This window comes from Ensifer adhaerens, from assembly GCF_020035535.1.
In the GTDB taxonomy this organism is placed as follows: domain Bacteria; phylum Pseudomonadota; class Alphaproteobacteria; order Rhizobiales; family Rhizobiaceae; genus Ensifer.
The window spans coordinates 1,209,043-1,229,283 of the sequence record NZ_CP083350.1 but is presented as its reverse complement, the minus strand read 5'-3'; the positions used below and the strand labels follow the sequence as shown (position 1 = coordinate 1,229,283).

General features: G+C 59.3%; 17 protein-coding genes and 1 pseudogene. 1 reads left to right on the top strand and 17 read right to left on the bottom strand.

Annotated elements, in window-relative coordinates; all coding sequences use genetic code 11:
* Positions 1-10 precede the first annotated feature (10 nt).
* Positions 11-904, top strand: coding sequence for a bifunctional methylenetetrahydrofolate dehydrogenase/methenyltetrahydrofolate cyclohydrolase FolD (gene folD, locus LAC81_RS25970; protein WP_223730007.1), 894 nt, complete (start codon positions 11-13; stop codon positions 902-904).
* A gap of 565 nt (positions 905-1,469) precedes the next feature.
* Here the strand turns inward: folD and LAC81_RS25965 are convergent.
* From LAC81_RS25965 to LAC81_RS25885, 17 genes and pseudogenes are all read right to left on the bottom strand, one after another.
* Positions 1,470-3,198, bottom strand: a pseudogene (locus tag LAC81_RS25965) (ABC transporter ATP-binding protein).
* A gap of 1 nt (position 3,199) precedes the next feature.
* Positions 3,200-4,027, bottom strand: a complete 828-nt coding sequence (locus tag LAC81_RS25960) for an ABC transporter ATP-binding protein (RefSeq protein WP_223730006.1) — start codon at positions 4,025-4,027, stop codon at positions 3,200-3,202.
* Positions 4,024-5,070: a FecCD family ABC transporter permease gene (locus LAC81_RS25955; RefSeq protein ID WP_223730005.1), complete on the bottom strand. Its 1,047-nt coding sequence runs from the start codon at positions 5,068-5,070 to the stop codon at positions 4,024-4,026. The genes LAC81_RS25960 and LAC81_RS25955 overlap by 4 nt, the downstream gene beginning before the upstream one ends.
* Before the next feature lie 20 nt (positions 5,071-5,090).
* Positions 5,091-6,137 carry a FecCD family ABC transporter permease gene (locus LAC81_RS25950; RefSeq protein ID WP_223730004.1) on the bottom strand — a complete coding sequence of 349 codons (1,047 nt, stop codon included), beginning with the start codon at positions 6,135-6,137 and terminating at the stop codon, positions 5,091-5,093.
* 2 nt (positions 6,138-6,139) lie between these two features.
* Positions 6,140-6,979 (bottom strand): siderophore-interacting protein, encoded by an 840-nt coding sequence (locus tag LAC81_RS25945; protein WP_223730003.1) that lies wholly within the window; start codon positions 6,977-6,979, stop codon positions 6,140-6,142.
* A gap of 1 nt (position 6,980) precedes the next feature.
* Positions 6,981-7,991 carry an iron-siderophore ABC transporter substrate-binding protein gene (locus tag LAC81_RS25940; protein ID WP_223730002.1) on the bottom strand — a complete coding sequence of 337 codons (1,011 nt, stop codon included), beginning with the start codon at positions 7,989-7,991 and terminating at the stop codon, positions 6,981-6,983.
* A 51-nt stretch (positions 7,992-8,042) separates the two neighbouring features.
* Positions 8,043-9,461: a TonB-dependent siderophore receptor gene (locus LAC81_RS25935; protein ID WP_223730001.1), complete on the bottom strand. Its 1,419-nt coding sequence runs from the start codon at positions 9,459-9,461 to the stop codon at positions 8,043-8,045.
* A gap of 18 nt (positions 9,462-9,479) precedes the next feature.
* Positions 9,480-10,669 (bottom strand): IS3 family transposase gene (locus tag LAC81_RS25930; RefSeq protein WP_223725348.1). Its coding sequence is split into 2 segments (ribosomal slippage): positions 9,480-10,417 and positions 10,417-10,669, totalling 1,191 coding nucleotides; the frame shifts between segments, so codons are not numbered across the junction.
* Between the two features lie 46 nt (positions 10,670-10,715).
* Entirely contained in the window at positions 10,716-11,801 is a 1,086-nt protein-coding gene (locus tag LAC81_RS25925; protein ID WP_223730000.1) for a TonB-dependent receptor plug domain-containing protein, read from the bottom strand.
* Positions 11,802-11,907: 106 nt separating this feature from the next.
* A complete protein-coding gene (locus tag LAC81_RS25920) occupies positions 11,908-12,924 on the bottom strand; it encodes a FecR family protein (protein WP_223729999.1) in 1,017 nt (338 codons plus the stop codon).
* A gap of 95 nt (positions 12,925-13,019) precedes the next feature.
* Positions 13,020-13,535 carry an RNA polymerase sigma factor gene (locus LAC81_RS25915; RefSeq protein ID WP_223729998.1) on the bottom strand — a complete coding sequence of 172 codons (516 nt, stop codon included), beginning with the start codon at positions 13,533-13,535 and terminating at the stop codon, positions 13,020-13,022.
* Positions 13,536-13,821: 286 nt separating this feature from the next.
* Positions 13,822-14,073: a hypothetical protein gene (locus tag LAC81_RS25910; protein ID WP_223729997.1), complete on the bottom strand. Its 252-nt coding sequence runs from the start codon at positions 14,071-14,073 to the stop codon at positions 13,822-13,824.
* Between the two features lie 303 nt (positions 14,074-14,376).
* On the bottom strand, positions 14,377-15,534 hold the full coding sequence (locus tag LAC81_RS25905) for a glutathionylspermidine synthase family protein (RefSeq protein WP_223729996.1): 1,158 nt from the start codon (positions 15,532-15,534) through the stop codon (positions 14,377-14,379).
* A gap of 1 nt (position 15,535) precedes the next feature.
* Complete coding sequence (locus tag LAC81_RS25900; protein WP_223729995.1) at positions 15,536-16,171, bottom strand: DUF1190 domain-containing protein; 636 nt, start codon at positions 16,169-16,171, stop codon at positions 15,536-15,538.
* A gap of 11 nt (positions 16,172-16,182) precedes the next feature.
* Positions 16,183-16,584 carry a DUF350 domain-containing protein gene (locus tag LAC81_RS25895; RefSeq protein ID WP_223730324.1) on the bottom strand — a complete coding sequence of 134 codons (402 nt, stop codon included), beginning with the start codon at positions 16,582-16,584 and terminating at the stop codon, positions 16,183-16,185.
* Positions 16,585-16,653: 69 nt separating this feature from the next.
* Complete coding sequence (locus tag LAC81_RS25890) at positions 16,654-18,117, bottom strand: HlyD family type I secretion periplasmic adaptor subunit (RefSeq protein WP_223729994.1); 1,464 nt, start codon at positions 18,115-18,117, stop codon at positions 16,654-16,656.
* Entirely contained in the window at positions 18,117-20,240 is a 2,124-nt protein-coding gene (locus LAC81_RS25885) for a type I secretion system permease/ATPase (RefSeq protein ID WP_223729993.1), read from the bottom strand. Before LAC81_RS25885 ends, LAC81_RS25890 begins: the two co-directional genes overlap by 1 nt.
* Between the last annotated feature and the right edge of the window lies 1 nt (position 20,241).

Genomic DNA, 20,241 nt, shown 5'->3' with positions numbered 1-20,241 from the left:
GATGAGCGCTATGACGATTGACGGGAAGCAGGTTGCCGCTTCCGTGATTGACGCCGTGAAGGCCGCGACCGTGACCCTGGAAAACGAGGCCGGGGTCAAGCCCGGTCTCGCCGTCGTCATCGTCGGCGAGGATCCGGCAAGCCATGCCTATGTCGGTGCCAAGAGCCGCATGTCGAAGGAGTGTGGTTTCACCTCCATCCAGCACACCCTGCCGAAACAGACGACGCAGGAAGAACTGGCCGCTCTCGTCGAGAGGCTGAATGCGGACGAGACCATCCACGGCATCCTCGTCCAGCTCCCTTTGCCAAAACACCTCAATTCCGAGCCGATCATCCAGTCGATCAGGCCGGAGAAGGATGTCGACGGCCTGCATGTCGTCAATGCCGGCAAGGTGGCGACCGGTGATCTCGACGGCGGCCTCGTCTCCTGCACGCCGGCCGGTGCCATGGTTTTGGTGCGCCGCACCCATGGCGATGATCTCTCCGGCCTCAACGCCGTGGTGGTCGGCCGCTCGAACCTCTTCGGCAAGCCGATGTCGGCCCTGCTGCTCGCCGCCAACGCGACGGTGACGACCGCGCATTCGCGCACGAAGGATCTCCCTGCCGTATGCCGCAACGCCGATATCCTCGTCGCCGCCGTTGGCCGTCCGGAAATGGTGAAGGCCGATTGGGTCAAACCCGGTGCGACCGTCATCGACGTCGGCATCAACCGCATCGATGCACCGGAAAAGGGCGAAAGCAAATCCCGTCTCGTCGGCGACGTTGCCTTCGGCGAGGTTGCTGAGGTAGCAGGGGTCATCACCCCGGTTCCCGGTGGTGTTGGGCCGATGACCATCGCCATGCTGATGGCCAACACCGTCATTGCCGCCTATCGCAAGGCCGGCAGCACACCGCCGAAATTCTGAGCCAATTTCCAGTTATGCTGCAACATGGCAGCCGTGACGCGATTTAGCTTGCCCCGGCGAACTAAACCGTCGCGACGGATTCGATCGTAGGAGAACCTTCCCCTCCGAGGAAGACAGTCCCGCGGCGTTCAGCGCCTGGCCTAGACTGACCAAAGGACACTCCTGCCTGACGAGCGAACGAACGAACATTGCTTCGCTTGATCATCCCCCTAGCGATCGTTCATATCCCGGGAAAACGGTAGAAGGATGCACCAACGATAGGCACCGGACATTGTGATCAGGTCTGACGGGTTAATCGCTTAGCTTCATTTGGACCCCATCCTCGAGGCAACCCAGCCGGCGAGGCCAGCTCGATCTCAGCTACCGCGCGCTACCCGCCAGATTCCCTTATTGGGGTCGGTTCCGGCATCCGCAGTCTTCAGGCGGCAGTCATTCGACCTGGCACAGGCGACCAGAATCGCAATCGCCACTTCGGTCTCCCGTTTCAGCCTCATCTACTTATCCTCCGTGATTTTGATCCACGAATTTAGCCTGCCGCCTCGATTGTGAATACACTTCCCCCTTCTCACGCTAGGTTGCTCTGGTCCTGAGCGGCATGGAGTGCGCGGTATCGTCCGGAGGTCTTCATTAGAAGGTCGCCATGTCTTCCCTCCTCCACGATACGTCCATCTTCGACCACGACGATGCGATCAGCATTGATGATGGTCGCCAGTCGATGAGCAATGACCAACGTCGTGCGGCCCTGCGAAAGTTCAGCGAGTGATTGCTGGATGGCCCGTTCCGTTTCGCTGTCAAGCGCGGAGGTTGCCTCATCGAGGATCAGCATCGGCGGGTTCTTCAAAAAGATGCGAGCAATCGCCAGTCTCTGCTTTTGCCCGCCGGACAGTTTAACCCCGCGCTCGCCGATCACCGTATCGAGACCGTCGGGTAAGGCTGCAATAACATCGTCAATACGGGCACGGCGTGCGGCCTCGATGATCGCGCTCTCGCTGGCTTCGAGGCGACCATAGGCGATATTCTCCCTGATGGTCCCGGCAAACAGAAAGACGTCCTGCTGAACGATGCCGATATTGGAGCGAAGGCTGTTGAGGGTGATATCTCTGATGTCCATGCCATCGATGCTGATGGCGCCGCCGGTCACCTCGTAAAAGCGTGGCAGGAGAGCGCAGATCGTCGTCTTGCCTGCACCAGAGGGGCCGACGAACGCAACAGTTTCCCCAGCCTCGATCGACAGGTTCAGGCCGGCGAATATCGGCATGCCGGCGCGGTAGCCAAAATGGACATCACGATAGGTAATGCGTCCGTTCAATCGTTGGATGGCGTTGGCACCGGGCCGATCCTTTGATATCAGGCTGCCGATCAAGGAATTCCGTATAGCGCTGGAACCCTGCAATCCCTTTTGGATAGGTCTCGATGATCGAATTGATCTTGTCGATCGGTCGGAAGAAAACACCGACCAGAAGCAGGAAGCCGACAAATCCACCGGCGGTCAGTTCACCACGCGTGACATACCAGGCGCCAGCCAGCATCACCACGACTTGGACGAAGCGCATCGACAGGTATGAGAGTGACATGGAAGCCGCCATGACCCTGTAGGCCTCTAGCTTGGTAACGAGATAGTTGCGGTTGTTGCTGGCAAACAGCGTCCGTTCATGTTCCTCGTTGGCAAAAGCCTGCACCACCCTGATACCGCCGATATTCTCCTCGATACGGGCGTTGAACTCCCCCACCCTTCCATAGAGGGCGTGCCAGGTCGTCGTCATGCGCTTGCCGTAGATCGTTGTGACCACAGCTGTTATCGGAACGATAAGGCCCGTCAGGACAGCAAGAGGCACATGGACCGATAGCATCAGCAGAAAGGCACCGATCAGGGTCATGACCGCGATGAACAGATCTTCTGGTCCGTGATGCGCGACCTCCCCGATCTCTTCGAGATCCTTGGTCAGCCGCGCCACCAGATGTCCCGTCTTATGCTCGTCGAAAAAGCCGAAGGAGAGTATCTGGAGATGATCGAAAGCCTTCCTGCGCATCTCGGTCTCGATCTTCAAACCCAGCACGTGGCCCCAATAGGTGACCACCACCTGAAGGCCAGCATTGATCAGATAGATCAAAAAGAGCCCGGCGATAGCGAGAGCAATTAACCCCAGCTGGTTGCTCGGCAGAAGCCTGTCGATGAACAGTGTGACGGCAACCGGAAACGCGAGTTCCAGCATGCCGGCGCCAACCGCGCTACCAAAGTCGAGAGCGAACAGGCGGCGATGCGGGCGATAATAGGCCGCAAAGCGCTTGATCAGATCACTCATGGAAGAGCTCCTTATGCCGCCGCGTCTTGGGCACGATCATCGGAGTGCCGGTTACGGGATCGGGAATGACGATCGCGGGCAGGTTAAAGACGGTTGCGACAATATCCGCCGTGACGATCTCGTCCGGTCGGCCGCTTGCAACGATGACTCCGGCCTTCATCGCGATGAGGTTCGAGGCATAACGGCAGGCATGGTTGAGATCATGCAGCACCGCGACGATAGTGCGACCTTCCTCGTTCAAGCCCGACAGGAGATCGAGAAGCTCGATCTGATGGGCGATGTCCAGAAACGTCGTCGGCTCATCGAGGAGCAGGATCGGTGTCTCCTGCGCCAGCACCATGGCAACCCAGACCCGCTGGCGCTGCCCGCCAGACAGTTCGTCGACCGGACGATCGGACAGGTCCGTCACACGGGTCGCCGCCATCGCGCGCGCGACAGCCTCCTCGTCAGCCCACGACCATTGGCGTAGGAACGACTGGTGAGGATAGCGTCCACGGGCAACCAGATCGGCAACCGTGATCCCGTCCGGTGCAGTTGCACTCTGCGGCAGAAGCCCGAGACGACGGGCAACTTCCTTCGCCGCCATTGCATAAATATCGTGGCCATCAAGGATGACCGCGCCTTCAGACGGGAAGAGCAGGCGCGAGAGCGCCCTGAGTAGCGTGGACTTGCCACAAGCATTAGGCCCCACGATAACGGTGAATGACCCGCCCGGAATCGAAACCGAGAGATCCTTTGAGATCGTCCGCTCGTCATATCGCAGAGTTACCGCATCGGCCTGCAGTCGGTCTGAGATGGATGGAAAACTTGTGCTGGTCATTTGCGACCCTCGCGAAACAGAAGGAAGAGAAAATAGATCCCACCGATGCTGACCGTCATGACGCCGATCGGAATCTGGACGCCAAATGCATGCTGGGCGGCCCAATCGGCGGCAATCAGCAGAAGCCCGCCCATCAGTGCCGACGGGATGAGTGCTACACCCGCCGAGCGGGTCAGCCTTCGGGCGATCTGCGGTGCTGCCAGCGTGATGAAGGAGATCGGCCCGGCAGCCGCCGTGACGACTGCCGTCAGCGCCACGCCGAGTACCATCAGGGCTAAACGAGAACGACCGGCATTGACACCCGAGGCGCGGGCCAGATCGTCACCCATTTCCAACTGCCGCAAGGATCGAGAGAAGAGACAGCTTGTCGGCATCACGATCAGAAGCACGATCATCACCGGGACCAGCTGCTCGAACCCCAGTACGTTGAGCGAGCCTGCGCCCCAGATTGCCGCAGACAACGCCACCTGCAGATCCGCTTGGCGGATCATCCAGGCATTGAAGGCGGACAGCATGGCAGCGACACCGATGCCGACGATGATCAGCCGAAAGCCCTGCACCCCGCGACGCCAGGACAGAAGATACACCACGGCTGCAGTGACGATCCCACCGGCAAGCGCACCTGCCGCCGTCTGGTAATACCCGCCGGAGAACAGCAGAATGACGATGAGTGCGCCAGTATAGGATCCTGCAGAGAAGCCGATAATGTCGGGCGAGCCGAGCGGATTGCGCGTCAGCGACTGGAAGATCGCACCGCTCATGCCAAGGGCTGCTCCCAGCAGGATGGCGAGCACCACCCTCGGCAGCCGCCATTCGATGATGATCATCCGCACCATGTCGTCATCTGCCTGACCATGCCCGAGCAATATGTTGACCACAGCCGCGAGTGGAACATCATAGCTACCGCTGATAAGCGAGATCAGCCCGATCCCGCAGGCGACAAGCATCAGCATTACCGTAACGGCAATGCTCCTCGTTCCGATGCTGAGCGACAGGCGCTCGCCGAACAGGCGAAGGACCGGCCGGTGGGCAAGGTCGGGCATATGGTCTGCCGCACGTCCTTTCACAAGCCGCTCGCCTTCGAGCGCCGCGCGAGCAGGATCAGCACCGGCGCCCCGACGAAGGCGGTGACGATGCCGGTCTCCAGTTCACCCGGATAAAGCACCAGACGGCCGATAATATCGGCCGTGAGAAGAAGACAAGGGGCATAAATCATCGTCAGGCCGAGGATCCAGCGCTGGTCCGGGCCGACAAGCCAGCGCATCACATGCGGCACCATCAGTCCGACAAAGGCGATTGGACCGGCACCAGCGGTTGCCGCTCCGGCAAGCAGCGTGATTGCGGTGACGGCGAGGATGCGGGTTCTCAACAGGTTGCCGCCCAGTGTCCTTGCCAGATCATCGCCCAACGCGACGGCATTGAGCGACCGGGCCAGAAGGAGCGCGATCACCAGACCCGTCATGACGAATGGCGCGACGGTCTGCACAACGGCCATGTCGCGGCCGGCGATCGAACCGATCGACCACATGCGCAACGCATCGAAGGCCTGGGGATCGAAAAGGGTGGTCAACGAACCGATACCGGCAAGCACTGCCGAGATCGCAACGCCGCAGAGCACCAGCCTGACCGGCGTCGCACCGTCGCGGCCTGCGGCGCCGAGTGCATATACGAGCGCGGTTACGGTGATGGCGCCGGCAAATGATGCCCAGATATAGGCCTCGATCGACTGCCAGCCGAGAACACCGACGGCAAGCGTGACGAAGAACGCTGCCCCTGCATTCACGCCCAAAACACCCGGATCGGCCAAGGGATTGCGGGTGGCGGCCTGGATCAGTGCACCAGAGATGCCAAATGCCGAGCCGCAGAGCAGCCCGAGCAGCGTCCTTGGCAGCCGGTAGTCATGAGCGATGATATGGTCCGGAAGACTGTTATCATAGGCGAACAGTGCATCTACAGTCATCGAAAGAGGGATCGAACGCACGCCGACCGAAAGACTGGTGACGCACAAGGCCAGGAGAAGCAGGCAACCTAGGCCGAGCGCGGACCACTTGATCAGTTCCTGCCTGGCCCTCCCACAGCGCTCACGGCCTGCCGCGGCTGTTTCTGCCACGGTCACACCCGCGCCTGCCCTTCGATCCAATAGCCGATCGCGTCGATCCGATCCTTGTCGAAACCGAGCCGATCGCGGAAATGCTTGCGGCAATCGGATACAGCCCGTGCTTCACCTGCAATGTAGATATAGCCCGGCCCATCGGGCAGAGAGGAGATCTCCCCAGCGATACGGGAGAGTTCGGTGTAACCCGGCCGCTCGTCTCTGGGCCCATGGCAGGCGTGCCAGTGGATGTCGGCATCCGCCACCGTTCCGATGTCCTGGCAGTCCGCATCCGACGGCACTTCGACATGCACGATGACTTTGAAACCATCCGCCAGCTCTTCCAGCACGCGAGCGACGGCAGGAAGCCCGGTAATATCGGTCAGCATCAGCAGCCACTCGCTACCCTTCGGCATCCAGAACCGGCCTTCGGGATTACAGATGCCGACCACATCGCCGACTGCCGCGTTCATCGCCCAGCCGGCTGCGACGCCGCCTTCATGGACGACGATGTCGATTACCATCTCGCACCGTTCGGCATCCCAGCGGCGGATCGTGTAGGGGCGGTTCGGGCAGTGTTTCGAGCCATCCGGCCGCCCCCACTTGCCGTTCTCCATCAGGACCGGGATCGTCACCGGCGTGGCATCATCGGGACTCAGTGCAAGCCGCACCCATTCGTCCGGATGGCCGCTCGGCAGCAAGCGTTCGCCGCCATCCACCTTGACCACGACACGGATCATCGACGGTGTCAGCCGCACGACCGAAGTCGTCTCGGCCAGAAAATAGTCCTCGAAATAGGGATCGTGGTGGTCATGGTCGTGGTCGGCTGCACCTGAAAGAGCTTCGGCATTCGCTGGCATGTCATCGTCCGTTCGCATGAGCCGCGGCCTCGGCAAGGCGAGGCACAAATCTGGGGAAACCATAGGGGATTGATAGAACGCTCAAGGCAGACGTCGACCACACATCGACCGGATCCTCCAGCGCCACATAGGAGCCACGCTTGACCGCGCCCAGCATGTTAAACAGGGGCTGCGCTTCGGCTGCCGCACGCGCACCGGGGCCGTACCACATGATGAAGACGTCAGCGTCGATCGACGAGAGCTCCTCAAGCGATACCGAGACGGAGGTCTCTTCGGGCGCCCGCTTCGACAGGTCTCTTACGCCTTCGGAAGGCAGCAAGCCGAGCCCGGTCAGGGCCGCCACCCGCGGATCCTTTGGCAAATACACGACAATACCATTGCTGCCGGGAAAATAGGTCCCGAAAGTGAAGCTTTTGCCCTCAAGCTCGGGATGTGTCTGACCGAGGGCACCCAGCTGTTTTTCGGTGCCTTCGATAAGCGCCTCGGCTTCTCTGGCCTTGCCCAGCGTTTCTCCAATGATAGTTGTCTGTTCGTGCCAGTCTGCGCTCCAGGGGCCACTGCGATACACCACGGTGGGCGCAATGGCGCTGAGGCGCTTGTACGCCCGCTCGTCTATGCCCGAATAAACCCCAAGGATCAGATCCGGCTTCAAAGCGGCAATCTTCTCGTAGTCGAAGTCTCCGCTCAGCAAGGTGGGGGCAGGTCCGGCAAATTTTTCCTCCACCCACGGAAACATACCGCTCGCGAATGCTCCATATCTTGTCATTGCGACCGGTGTCTGCCCCAGCGCAAGAACGACGTCCTCACCACTCCAACCTAATGTCATGATACGCTGCGGATGCGACACAATACGTGTTTGACCAAGTGCATGTCGGACGACGTGAGTGCTATCCTCGGCGCGTCCAATGTCTTTCGGTGCCACCATTGCGGTCCCACAAAACACAAGCATGGCAACGCACCGAAGCAATCGTCCCTGCTGGAAAAAAGCCAGTGCATCGAAGCTGGTCCGCATGTTAGTATCCTCGTTTACGGGAAGTCTGCGGCCTCACGGCCGCCAATTCGGCTAGAATTTGTAAGTTCCGGTCAGCATGAAGCTTCGCGGCGCCCCGAGGATGTTGGCGTTGTCGGTGTAACCGACGCTCTTGTAGTAATATTTGTCGAAAACGTTGTAGACGTTTAGGCGGAATTCGGTCTTTTCATTCGGATTGTATGCGGCCATCAGATCGACAGTCCCAAAGCCACCTTGTTTGGTTGTGGTGACGCCTGCGACATCCCCCTCGATCTTGCTCTGTGCTCGGGCTGAAGCGCCAATACGCCAATTCTCCCACTCACCAGATAAGGTATAGATCGTCGATAGCGTCAGAGTATTCTGCGGGAGATCGCGGCCATAGCGTGAACCCGCAGCGCCACTGGATGAGCCCTCGACATAACGAGAATCCACATAGGTATACCCAGCGAATACATTCCAACCGTCAGTGATCTCGCCAGAAACCTCAACTTCGAGGCCGCGGCTGCGAACTTCGCCAGCGGCGGTATAGCAGTCAAGACCACCGCAGCTGCCGACGACCTGTTGCGGAAGGTTCGTCTGGTCGATCTGGAACACGGCCACGCTAGCGTTCAGTCGGCCGTCCATGAACTCGCCCTTCAAGCCCACCTCGTAGTTCGTGCCTTCAACAGGATCGATCAGACCCCCGCCGGCCGTCTGGTAGTTCTGAGGCTTGAAGATATCCGTAATGCTGCCGTAGACGGTCAGATTGTCAGTGATATCGAAGGTCGCAGCAATGTAAGGCGTGAATTTGCCCTTCGCGTTGAAGGCTGTTGCCTCCTCGTAGGTGCCGCTACGGTAATGCGTTTCAGTATCGTTCCAGCTTAGGCGCCCACCAAGAAAGATGTTGAGTGGATCAGCAATGTTGATCTTTGTCGTTCCGTAAACGCCAAAGTTGACGATCTCGGACTGGAGGGACCAAAGATAGTTGAACTCAGGATAGGGAGCATCGATGGAATTTTGCCAGTTCAGAGGGTCGAACCGGTAAGGGAAGGATGCCGGCCATCCGCCAGGGCCATCGTCGCTCCTGTTCTTGCGATAATTCGCGCCGACGGAGAATTCATGGGTGCGGCCGAACGCGACAAAATCGCCTTTGAGATTAGCATCCAGCGCTGTCTGCTTGTGGTGATAGAAATACTTCCCAACATTGTACTGGAGTTCATCCGCAGAAGGATCGAGGCGGTAGAGAGACGCGCCCAACATATCCAGTTTCGTATCAAGATAGCTGCCCTTAACGTTCAATTCCCAGTCGTTTTCGAACTCGTGTTTGACCTCGCCGAAGACATTAAAGTTTTCCTTGTCCCAATATGTCCAGGATGGGCTCGAGCGAACTGAACGATCGAAATCGTAGAAGGATCCATCAGGCCGAGCAGGTAGACCATTCCAGTCGGCTCCCGGGTTTCGCTCACTGTTATAGTATCCACCAAAAGTCAGCATTGACCTGCCACTGAACTTTCATCCAGCGGCGATTAGAGCCCCGGCGGTTTTCGATACGCCATTTGGCGCGGTGGGAGCAACCGGCGGAAACGCGTAGCCTTCATCTTGCGCAGCGTTGGAGCCGGTTGCGGCGATGGTCCCGGCATAGTTGGCCGGGGTCTGATATCCGAGCGATGAGTGTGGCCGGAAATTGTTGTAATCCTCCGCCCATTCGGAAATGGCGCTGCGAGCGTGGCCGAGACCGAAGAACAGGCTCTCGTTCAGCAGTTCGTCGCGCATGCGGCCGTTGAAGGATTCGACGTAGCCGTTCTGCATCGGCTTTCCCGGCGCGATGTAGTGCCATTCGACCTTGTGCTCCTTTGACCAGGCGAGGATCGCGTTCGACGTGAACTCCGTGCCATGGTCGGAGACGATCATGCCGGGCTTGCCGCGCCGTTCGATAAGCGCCGTCAGTTCGCGGGCGACCCGACGCCCGGAGATCGATGTGTCGGGGATTGCCGCCAGGCATTCGCGCGTCACGTCATCGACGATGTTGAGCACGCGAAACCTCCTTCCGCAGGCAAACTGGTCGTGGACGAAATCCAGCGACCAGCGGGCATTGGCCTTCGCTTCGACCAGGATCGGCGCACGCGTGCCGACGGCACGCCGTCTGGCTTTCCGCTTGCGGACCGACAGCCCTTCCTCGCGGTAGAGCCGGTAGATGCGATTGACGCCGGACGGCTCTCCGTCTCGCTTGAGCAGGACGAACAGCCGCCGATAGCCGAAACGCCGTCGCTCGTTGGCGAGGTCGCGCAGTCTTGCCCGCAGTTCGACCTCCGGCGGCCGGCAGGACCGATAGCGCACCATCTTCCGATCAGCGGATATGATCTGGCAGGCCCGCCGTTCCGAAAGACCCATCACGGTCTTCAGATGCGCGACGGCTTCGCGCTTGGCGGCAGGCCCTACCATTTTTTTGCCAGAAGCTCGCGGAGCGCGGCAGCGTCCAGCATCTGCTCGGCCAACAGCTTCTTCAGCTTAGCATTCTCCTCCTCGAGCGCCTTGAGACGCTTCGCCTCGGAGACCTCCATACCGCCGTATTTGGCTTTCCAGTTATAAAAGGTCGCTTCCGAAATCCCGTGCTTGCGGCAGAGCTCAGCCACCTTCGCGCCAGCCTCCTGCTCCTTCAGCACCGCAATAATCTGCTCTTCCGTAAATCTCTGCTTCTTCATGCGTCCGTCCTTAATCAGGCCGGACTCTAATCCAATCTGGAGGAAATTACCCGTGGCAGGTCAGCATGGTGTTGTCGGTAATATCAGCCTCAAGAACTCCGTAGTAGAGCTGCCGCTTGTGCTCGTAATCCTGAGTGTATGTATTGGCATCCTGAAGTGAGGTAACGAAGCGCCCGCGCAGGCTACCATCCGCATTGAGCGAACCGCCGGCATCCAATATGCCCATGTAGTCTGCCCAACTTCCGGCCGAGCCCGTGACCGAAATCTGGCGCGTGTCCGTCGGACGCTTGCGAACCAGGTTGATCGAGGCAGAAGGGTTGCCTGCACCTTCAAGAAGGCCTGTCGCCCCGCGAACCACCTCAATGCGATCATACATGGCCAGTGAGGCGGAACCGAGAGTGTCAGAATCGTGCGCGATCGGCACACCATCCATCATGATGTTGTCGACCTGGAAGCCTCGTGAGAAATAGTTGCTCCGTTCGCCACCGGTGGCTAACACGGTGATGCCTGTTGTCTTACTAAGAGCATCTTCCACCGTAGTCATGCCGTTATCACGCATGCGTGCGCTGGACACGACACTCACCGATTGCGGGGTTTCCCTAATCGACAAGTCCAACCCTGTGGCCGTGCTCATTTCGCCGGTGGTATAGGAGCCGGTTCCTTCCGTGGTGGAACCTTGAACTGCAACAACAATTGGCTGCAAAGTGGTAGTGTCGCCACTGCTCGCATCATTACCGTTCGACGATGCGACAACCAGTGCTGCGGTCCTTGCACCAGCCATGCGCACGATCACGCCGGTTCCTGCGAGCAGAGTTCTGAGCGCCTGCTCTGGCGACATAAGTCCTGTGACCACCGTCGAGCGTTTGCCAGAGACTGCGTCGGATGTGAAGCTGACATCCCACTCACTGGCGCGCATGAAAGTTGCCAATGCTGACGCCAGAGGCTGAGCCGGGATATTGAAGGAAAGGGTTTCTCTGGCCTCTTGCGCCAGCGCGGTCGTGTAACCTCCAGCGACAATGGTCCCCAGGAACGTCGATAGAAATAATAGCGAAAACCTGCGCGACTTCCGCTGACTTTTCCGTTGAGTTACAGCTCCCGGTCCTGAACCGCCCGCTGTTGCCCTGCCCGTCATTCCCGTATCCCTCTCAGCAATGTTCAGGGACCGAAAATTTGTTGAAACGAGATCCCTGTAACTGGGACACGCGACGAAGAGTAATCTCACAAAAAAAGTTGAGCTATTAACGAAGGATTAGAATTCCGCCCGGCAGGCGGGTCACCGAGGCACCTACCGTTGTCGCCAGAGACCGGATAGCAAGCTCGGGATTATCGATGCGGTAGCGCCCATTGACCTTCACGTCATCAAACGATGTGCCGGTGCGGACAACTGAGTGGCCATAATATCGCTGAAGTTCATTTAGCACAGTCTTGAACGGTTGATCCTGGAAGGCGATCTGGCCTTTCAGCCATGCAAACCTCACCGAACTGTCGATCGCCTGAACCGCTGAAATGGTCGAAGCCGAGGCGACAATCGCCTGACCTGGCTGGAGGTCGACCTTCTTTCCTGGATGCGACAGGCTCCTCACCTCGACGTGGCCGCGCTCAAGAGCGACGGCGTCCTTGTCGTCATCACGCCGGACTGAGAATGCGGTGCCTTTGACCTCTACTTGCGAAAATGCGGCGGCGACATCGAACGGGCGGGAGGCATCGTGAACCACATCAAAATAGGCTTCGCCCTTCAGAAGCCGAACGGACCGCTTGATCCCTTCGAAGTCGAGTGCAATGGCAGTATCGGTATTCAGTACAGCTTTCGATCCATCCGGCAAGACGACCTCCCGCTGCGCACCGGCGGCTGTAACATAATCCGCCTCCCACTGTATCCGCAGCGCTGGATACTGCTGGTACCCGACCGTTAAAAGTATGACCGCGGCCGCAGCAGCGACCCAAGACCGGAAAACGCGGCTGGCCCGCTTCAGCTCGACAACGTTAGTCGGCTGAGGCATTTCTTCGGACCTGATCCGCTCCGCGAGCGACCGCGCAACCTCTTCCGCCTCGGGTATGGCCCACGCTTCGGCGACCGCATCGAATGTCTGTTCATTGACGCTATTCGCAACTCGCCAGGCCTCAAACCTCATTTTGAGATCGTTGTTGTCCGGCTCGCCTTTTAGCTGGAAAAACCAATCCAAAGCGGCATCCATCACGGGATCAGAATGGGCGAAGCCTTGCTCGCCAGCGGAATTTGATCGGTCGTGTCCCACTCAGTTCCATCCCATCACGGGTCCGGCAGCATCGGCGGTCTTATACATGAGACAGTCGGCGCCGGGAAATCTCACAAAATAACTCGGTTTACCCATCAGCGGTCACCCCTGTCGATGTTAGCCAGTGCTTCCATGCAGTAGGCGTGAGCCATTTTAAGGTCATTGAATACGGTATTCGGAGACACGCCAAGATGCTCGGCTATCCTGGGATAGGACCATTTCTCGACCTTACTGAGGATCCAGACCCTCTGAGCCCGATCCGGCAGTCGGGAGACCGCCTCCTCCAGCAGCCGAAGGCGCTCGCGATGGATAATCTCGGCTTCTTGTAAAGGGGAAGCAATCGTTTCAACATCCGTGCCAGCGATATCATCTAGCTCCACCGCTCCGCGGATCTGGCGGCTGCGCTTATAGTTCAGAGCAAGGTTGCGGGCCGTCTGGAAAAGGAACGCCTCGATGTGCTCGACAGTGCCACCTTCGACGGCCTTACTCACACGGACGTAGGCCTCCTGCGTCACATCCTCCGCAGCTTGATGGTCTCCGACGATCCTCATGGCCGTCCAGATCAACGCCTTTCGGTTGCTCAGGAATATGTCGGTAAAGCTCGCGCTCACGCGGCAACCTCTTTCGGCGTCCCCAATCGGTATCGCTGGGAAAGCGTAAGGTTTCGAAGCCGCTTAACCCTACTTTGTCAGCTCTCCGCCTCGTTATCGCGAGATAGTGCAGATAGCAATACTAGAGTTAATTACTCATATTAATTTATCAACGAACCATCGACCAGCTCTCAGAGAAATGAATAAGGCGTTGATAGGATGAGCCAACCTCTACGAAAATCTGTAAGTCGGAAATGCAACCTGAGCAGCATCGATGAGATCATCGGCATCGCATACCAATGAGTAATCATCGGTCCGATTGAGCGAAATTGAGGTGATGCCGACCACAGTGAGTGTCATACTCGTCTTCGTCACACACCCCGTCCTGGTCCAGGTCGCGCCACACGCGCAATTGCTCAAACGTCGCATCGTTCTGGTCAATCTTACTGTCGCGATTGCTGTCGAACGTCTCAAGCACGGCAAAGCCGTCCTGCAACGGCGAGCCAAAGAGCTTGTTGGCGCCGTCGACTGATCCATTTCCATTGGCGTCGATGACCAAGATGCCATCGTCGGCGGAAACCCAGCCCCGTTTTCTCGGCGAAACCATCACGATCGTAGTCAAAATGGATATTGGAGCCCGAGAGTGCAGAGCTCGATACGATCCCCGTCGAGGTCGAGAACGACTCGGCAATCAAAAGTATCAATAGTCGATTGCTGACAACCGCATGAGCCATACGCCTCTTCGGCCCTTGTAGCTTTCAGTCGATATATTATGCGATCTGCTTGCCCAGGCAGTGAACATTCTCGCAACCGGCCGTGCACATGGTCCGTCTCCAGCTTGCGCCGTCACGCTCCAAGCAGATCAGTCCAAGATAACGTGGGGTACGAACCGCGACAGATTGGCGGTGATACAGGTGCGATCCTCGCGAATGCCGAGGCCGCAAGCACGATCACCGACTATCCAGCTTCCGAGAACGGCGTAGCCAGCGTCACTGTGAAAAAGCGGCGCGTAGGCTTGGACGACGAACCCCTCCCCGCCGTAGCTCCCTCCCAGGGACAGGAATTCCTTACCATCACGATAGACAGACACATTCTCGCCTTCACGAGAAAGCAGTGGCTTGCGAACGTAGTCTGAAAGTTGCCAGGCGCTGGCATCGTCGGCGAAAAAGCTTGGCAGAAGATTTGGATGGTTCGGATAGCGATCCCAAAGCAATGGGAGGAGGCCTTTGTTCGAAAGGACGGCTTTCCAGGCCGGCTCGACGAAGACAGATGCCGAATGCGGCAGGTAGCAGCTAAACGGCTCTCGCAGCATCAATTCCCACGGATAGAGCTTGAAGCAGCGGTCGATGACGCGGTTTTGCAAATCTGTAAACCGGCCACTGGCATCTACGCCAATGTCACGAACATCGAGCAACTCGACCCGGTGGCCTCCCTGCACGGCACAGTCCATAAGATAAACCGTCGTCCCGCGATCCTCATCATTGTCCATGGTTGCGGCGAAATGAAAAATGGAACGCTGATTGAACCCCTGGAACGCCTCGATGAGGCACTCCTGCAGAGAGTTGAACTGATCAGCGTCAGGCGGCAAAACGCCGTTGGCCATCTGATCTGTGAGCCAGTTGTATTGAAAGAAGGCGGACTCGAATATCGACGTGGGCGTATCCGCGTTGTACTCGAGCAGCTTGGCCGGGCCTCTTCCGTCGTACGCCAGATCGAAGCGGCCGTAGAGGTGCTGATCTCGGCGTTGCCAGGACGTGCAAACGAGATCTCTGAACTCTTCCGGGATGGCCAGCCGGTGCAGCATTTCGTCGCTCGTAACGATATCTGCGACGAGCTCGACACACATTTCATGAAGCTCTTGGCTTGGTCCCTCGATCTGTGTCTCTATCTGCTCAAGGGTGAACACGTATGCGGCATCGTCGAGCCAGTAAGGCTCGCCATACATTTCGTGGAAGCCAAAGCCGACTGCTCGTGCCTTGTCCTGCCAGTCCGGGCGGGCGGGGAGTGTGATCCGTCGCACGTCAGCCGCCCAAACCAAATGAGAACGAACGGCTGCCAAAACCGCGTCGCGCCACTGTTTGTGTGCTCACATTGACTGGCTTGAGGCTGTATCTGGAAGATGCGCTAACGTTCTGCGAGCCGCTGTCTGAAACAGGCACCGCTGTCACTGTCTGGCCCGAGCGTGTTTTGTAGATGGGCGACGAGCCGTAGTGTCCACCACCACCGCTGCCACTGCCGGAGCCGGCACCACTTCCTTCCTGCTCCTCTTCTTTGCGGCGGTATTTATAGTAGTCGTCAATTTTCTCGATCCCGGTTGATAGCAGGTATCCCGCCATAAAGGGGATGAAGAAACTGCCCGCGCTTCCACTGCCGTCCGCCGCGCGCGCCTGCGTGCACTGCGCCCAACCGTATTCCGCCTCGCATGCCGCAAGGCGGTCGAACCGGGGAGCGCCAGCCAGATGGACGCGCATGGCGTCCTGGTAGCCGGCCCGGCACACCTGCTCATCCATGCCGGCCTGCACGCACTGATCTACGGAGCTAAACATGACATCCTCGACCGGCAGTTTGCCGCCGCAGCTCGCCAACGCCAGGCTCGAAACCGCAATAGTGCCAAGGGCAAGGACAGGAGGCGTGCGGCCACTCAAACGTCTGCGCATCGGGTGCCCTCTCAATAGGTCATGCAAGCGGCATTGAGGATGCCGATCGAAAACGCAATTCCTCCGCCCCAGAGACCCGCGGCCATGTCACCTTGTGTGATCTTCTCGTGCAGGCTTGGCATCGTGAAGCGCGCGATAAAAAAGGCGAGCACTTGCATCACTGTGCCAATGATTGCCCAGATGATGTAGTCGACAACGCTCACAGAGTTGGCGGCAGCCGAAGAGAGCGGCAAGCTGAACCCGATCAGGGCTCCCAGGAAAGCCGTGACCGCGGCGAGGTTTCCCGATCGAATGAGTTTGATCTCTTCGTGGGGCGTAAGCAGGGTGTAGACCCTCGCAAAAATCGCATAGGCGGCTAAACCGATGGCGAAATAGGCGAGAAAGGCCGGCAGCCCGGCAACATATCCAAACATTCGCAATTTCTCCAAAATGCTAATGACGTTCGCGCTGCTCAGGACCTTGCCCTTCGCTCCTGGCCGACATTATCTTTCCTTCATCGCACTGGATGAGACCTCGGCCAGCGGCGAGAACAGGTATTCGAGGATCCGCCGCTGCCCGGTCTTGACCTCAATGGTCACGGCCATGCCTGGAGACAGCGGAACAGCTTTTCCGTCGATGACAATGGAAGTCTCCGTCGGTTCGATGACGACGGGATAGACCAGGTTCTGCATGCGCTGCGCATTGCTGAACGGAACCGATGTCTGCAAGCTGGCGGAGGAAGACTCTTCCGTCTGCCGCGCGTCAGGCTCCGGGATCGCGTCAGTGGCGACGCGGATAACCTTGCCGTGAAGAATGCCGTAGCGGGTGAAGGGGAAAGCCTCGACCTTGATCACCGCCTCTTGGCCGGCTTCGACGAAACCGACGTCGCGATTCGGCAGATAGGCCTCGATCTCCAGCTTTTGGCCGGTCGGCACGATGCGCATCAGTTCCGTGCCGGGTGACAGCACCTGCCCGACCGTGGTGATCGCCGATGCCTGGATGACGCCGGTCTCCGGGCTTTTGATCGTCATCGCCGCAAGCTTGCGGCGCGCCTTGGCAAGCAATTGGGCCGCCTGGTCGGCTTCGCGCTGCGCTTCCGTCAGACGTTGGGTGTTGTCGGCGAGAAACAGGCTGAACTGGCTTGCCGCCTCGCTTTTGACGACGTCAAGCGCCGTCTCGGCTTCCTTGACCTCACCCTTTTGCGAGGCGAGATCACGCTCAGCCTCCAGCAGAGTTTCCTGCGCATCAATCATCGCCGCCTTGCTGCCTGCTTCCGCATCGACGAGCTTGCTGCGCATCGACACGCGTTGCGCCAGCGTTGCGACGAACACCTGTTGCGCGGCGATGGTCCCGGCCAGCCGCTCGGTCTGTGCCTGCCCCTTGGTGTACTGTGCGCGCAGGTTAGTGATCGTACCGGAGAGCTTGGCGACTTCGGCTGCATAGACCTGACGCTCACGCTCCTGGAGCATCGCGTTGATCTCTTTGGGAAACGTGATCGGGCGGCTAGGAGGGCCATCGGCCTCTGTCCAGATATCGAGAGATGACCAGATGCTGACGACCTCGTTCAGCGCCTGCCGTCGGGCTATCTCCGCCTGGAGTGACTGGAGACGGAGGAGGAGTGCCTGCTCCTCTGCCTTCGCGGTGGTTGGATCGAGCTCGATCAGAATCTCATCCTTCTCAACACGCGCGCCGTTGATCGCATTGGTGACGTTGACGCGTCCTGGCTCTTCGGACTGAACAATCTTCACCCGCCCGATCGGCTGGATCTTGCCTTGTGCCGTCGCGACGATGTCGAACTTGCCGAAATAGGCCCAGATGAGACTTAGCGCTGCCAGCAGGCAGATCAGCCAGATCATCGCCGCTCGCACCGGCGAGGCCGGCGTCTCCAGGATCTCGATCGCCGCCGGCAGGAACTCCTGGTCGGCGCGATTGGCGGGCTTCTTCGGGCGTGGCTGGTGGACGTTCATCACTGGCCCTCCGCAGCGACGTCCGCCATGCCGTTCTGCAGGCGCCACAGATGGGCGTAGAGGCCGTCGGTGCGCGCCAGCAGCTGGTCATGCGTGCCGACCTCGACGATGCGCCCCTCCGACATGCCAATGATACGGTTGCAGGCACGAACCGTTGCCAGCCGGTGGGCGATGATGATTACGGTGCGTCCGCGGACGATCTGGCGCATATTGGCAAGGACGATGCGCTCGCTGTCATAGTCGAGGGCGCTGGTCGCCTCATCGAGGATCAGCATCGGCGGGTTGGTCGAAAGCGCTCTCGCGATCGCGATCCGCTGCCGCTGACCGCCGGAGAGATTAGCGCCGCGTTCCTCGATCATCGTGTCGTAGCCGTTCGGCAGCTTGGCGATGAATTCGTCAGCGCCGGAAAGGCGCGCAAGACTGATCACGGCTTCGCGCGACATGGCCGGATTGGAGAGTGCGATGTTGTCGTGGATCGTGCGGTTGAATAGCAAGTTTTCCTGCAGCACGACGCCGACGTGTGAACGCAGCCAGGCCGGATCGACCTGAGCGATATCCTGGCCGTCGACAAAGACCTGACCGGTGTCAGGAATGTAGAAGCGTTGCATCAGTTTGGTCAGCGTCGACTTGCCCGACCCGGACGGACCGACAATACCGATGACTTCGCCGGGCTGAATGTCGAGATTGATGGTCTTCAGGATCTCGGGCCCGTTTGGCGAATAGCGGAAGCTGACGTTCTTGAAGCCAATGGCGCCGCGCGGCTTTGGCAGCGCCACCGGCTGCAGCGGCCGCGGCTCGGCCGGCGCGTTCAAAATGTCGGCCAGGCGCGTGACCGAGATCTGCACCTGCTGGAAATCCTGCCAGAGCTGCGACAGACGCAGGATCGGCTGCGACACCTGACCGGCGATCATGTTGAAGGCGACAAGCGCGCCGACGCTCAAACTGCCGTCGATCACGGCTTGCGCCCCAAGCATCAGAAGGGCAGCACTCGTCAGCTTGTTGACGTACTGGATCGCGTTCTGGCCCTTGGCCGCAAGCATCGCCGCAAGGAACGACGAGCGGACGTAGGCGGCCAGACGCTCTTCCCATTGCGAGGCGACCACGGGCTCGATCGCCGACGCCTTAAGCGTCTGCATGCCGACGACGGATTCGACCAGCAACTGCTGGCTATAGGCGCCGCGGTCGAATTTCTCGTCGATGCGCTCCCGCAGGAACGGCCGGATCAGGAAGCCGATGGCGACATAGAACGGGATCGAAGCGACGACCACCCAGGCGAGCGTCGTCGAATAGGCAAATAGAACCGCGATGAAGACAAAGGTGAAGATGAAGTCGAGACCGCTGAACAACCCCTGCCCTGTCAGGAACTCTCGGATCGTCTCAAGCTCGCGCATGCGCGCCACCGTCTGGCCGGCGGCGCGTGTCTCGAAATAGCTAAGCGGCAGGTTGAGCAGGTGACGGAAGAGGCGACGTCCCAACTCGACATCAATGCGGCTCGTCGTATGCGTGAGCGCGTAGGTGCGCAGATACTGCAGCACCACATCGAAGAGGCCGATCGTCACCAGACCGATGACGAGTACGGTCAGCGTCGAATAGCTGCGATGCGCCAGAACCTTGTCGACCACCACCTGGAAGAACATCGGCGTCACCAGCGCGAACAGCTGGATGAACAGGCTGGCGATCAGCACGTGGCCGAGCGAGCGGCGGTAGCGCCAGATCGACGGCAGGAACCAGCGGAAGCCAAATGATGTCGCCGAGACACCGGGGCCTAGAAACTTGCGCTGCAGCAGGATGAAGTTGCCGCCGGTCAGCCGCAGCAGTTCCACGGCATCGACCTCGAGAGTTTCCATCGTCGCGGGATTGACGAGGCGTAGCCCCCCGCTAGACGTCGCGCCCGCAAAGATCGCGAAGCCACCGGCTGCAAGGCAGGCGATCGCCGGTGTCGGCAATGCTGAGAGACGGGCAAGCGAGATTGAAGACACCTGCCGTGCCTTGAGACCGACGCGCGTGGCGGCGCGCAACAGGTCATCGGCGGCGGCTGGTGCGCCAAGTGCGAGTTGCTTGGCTATGACCTCGGCCTGTGCGGCGATGCGGTAGTAGCCAGCGACGAGGCAGAGCGCGCGCATC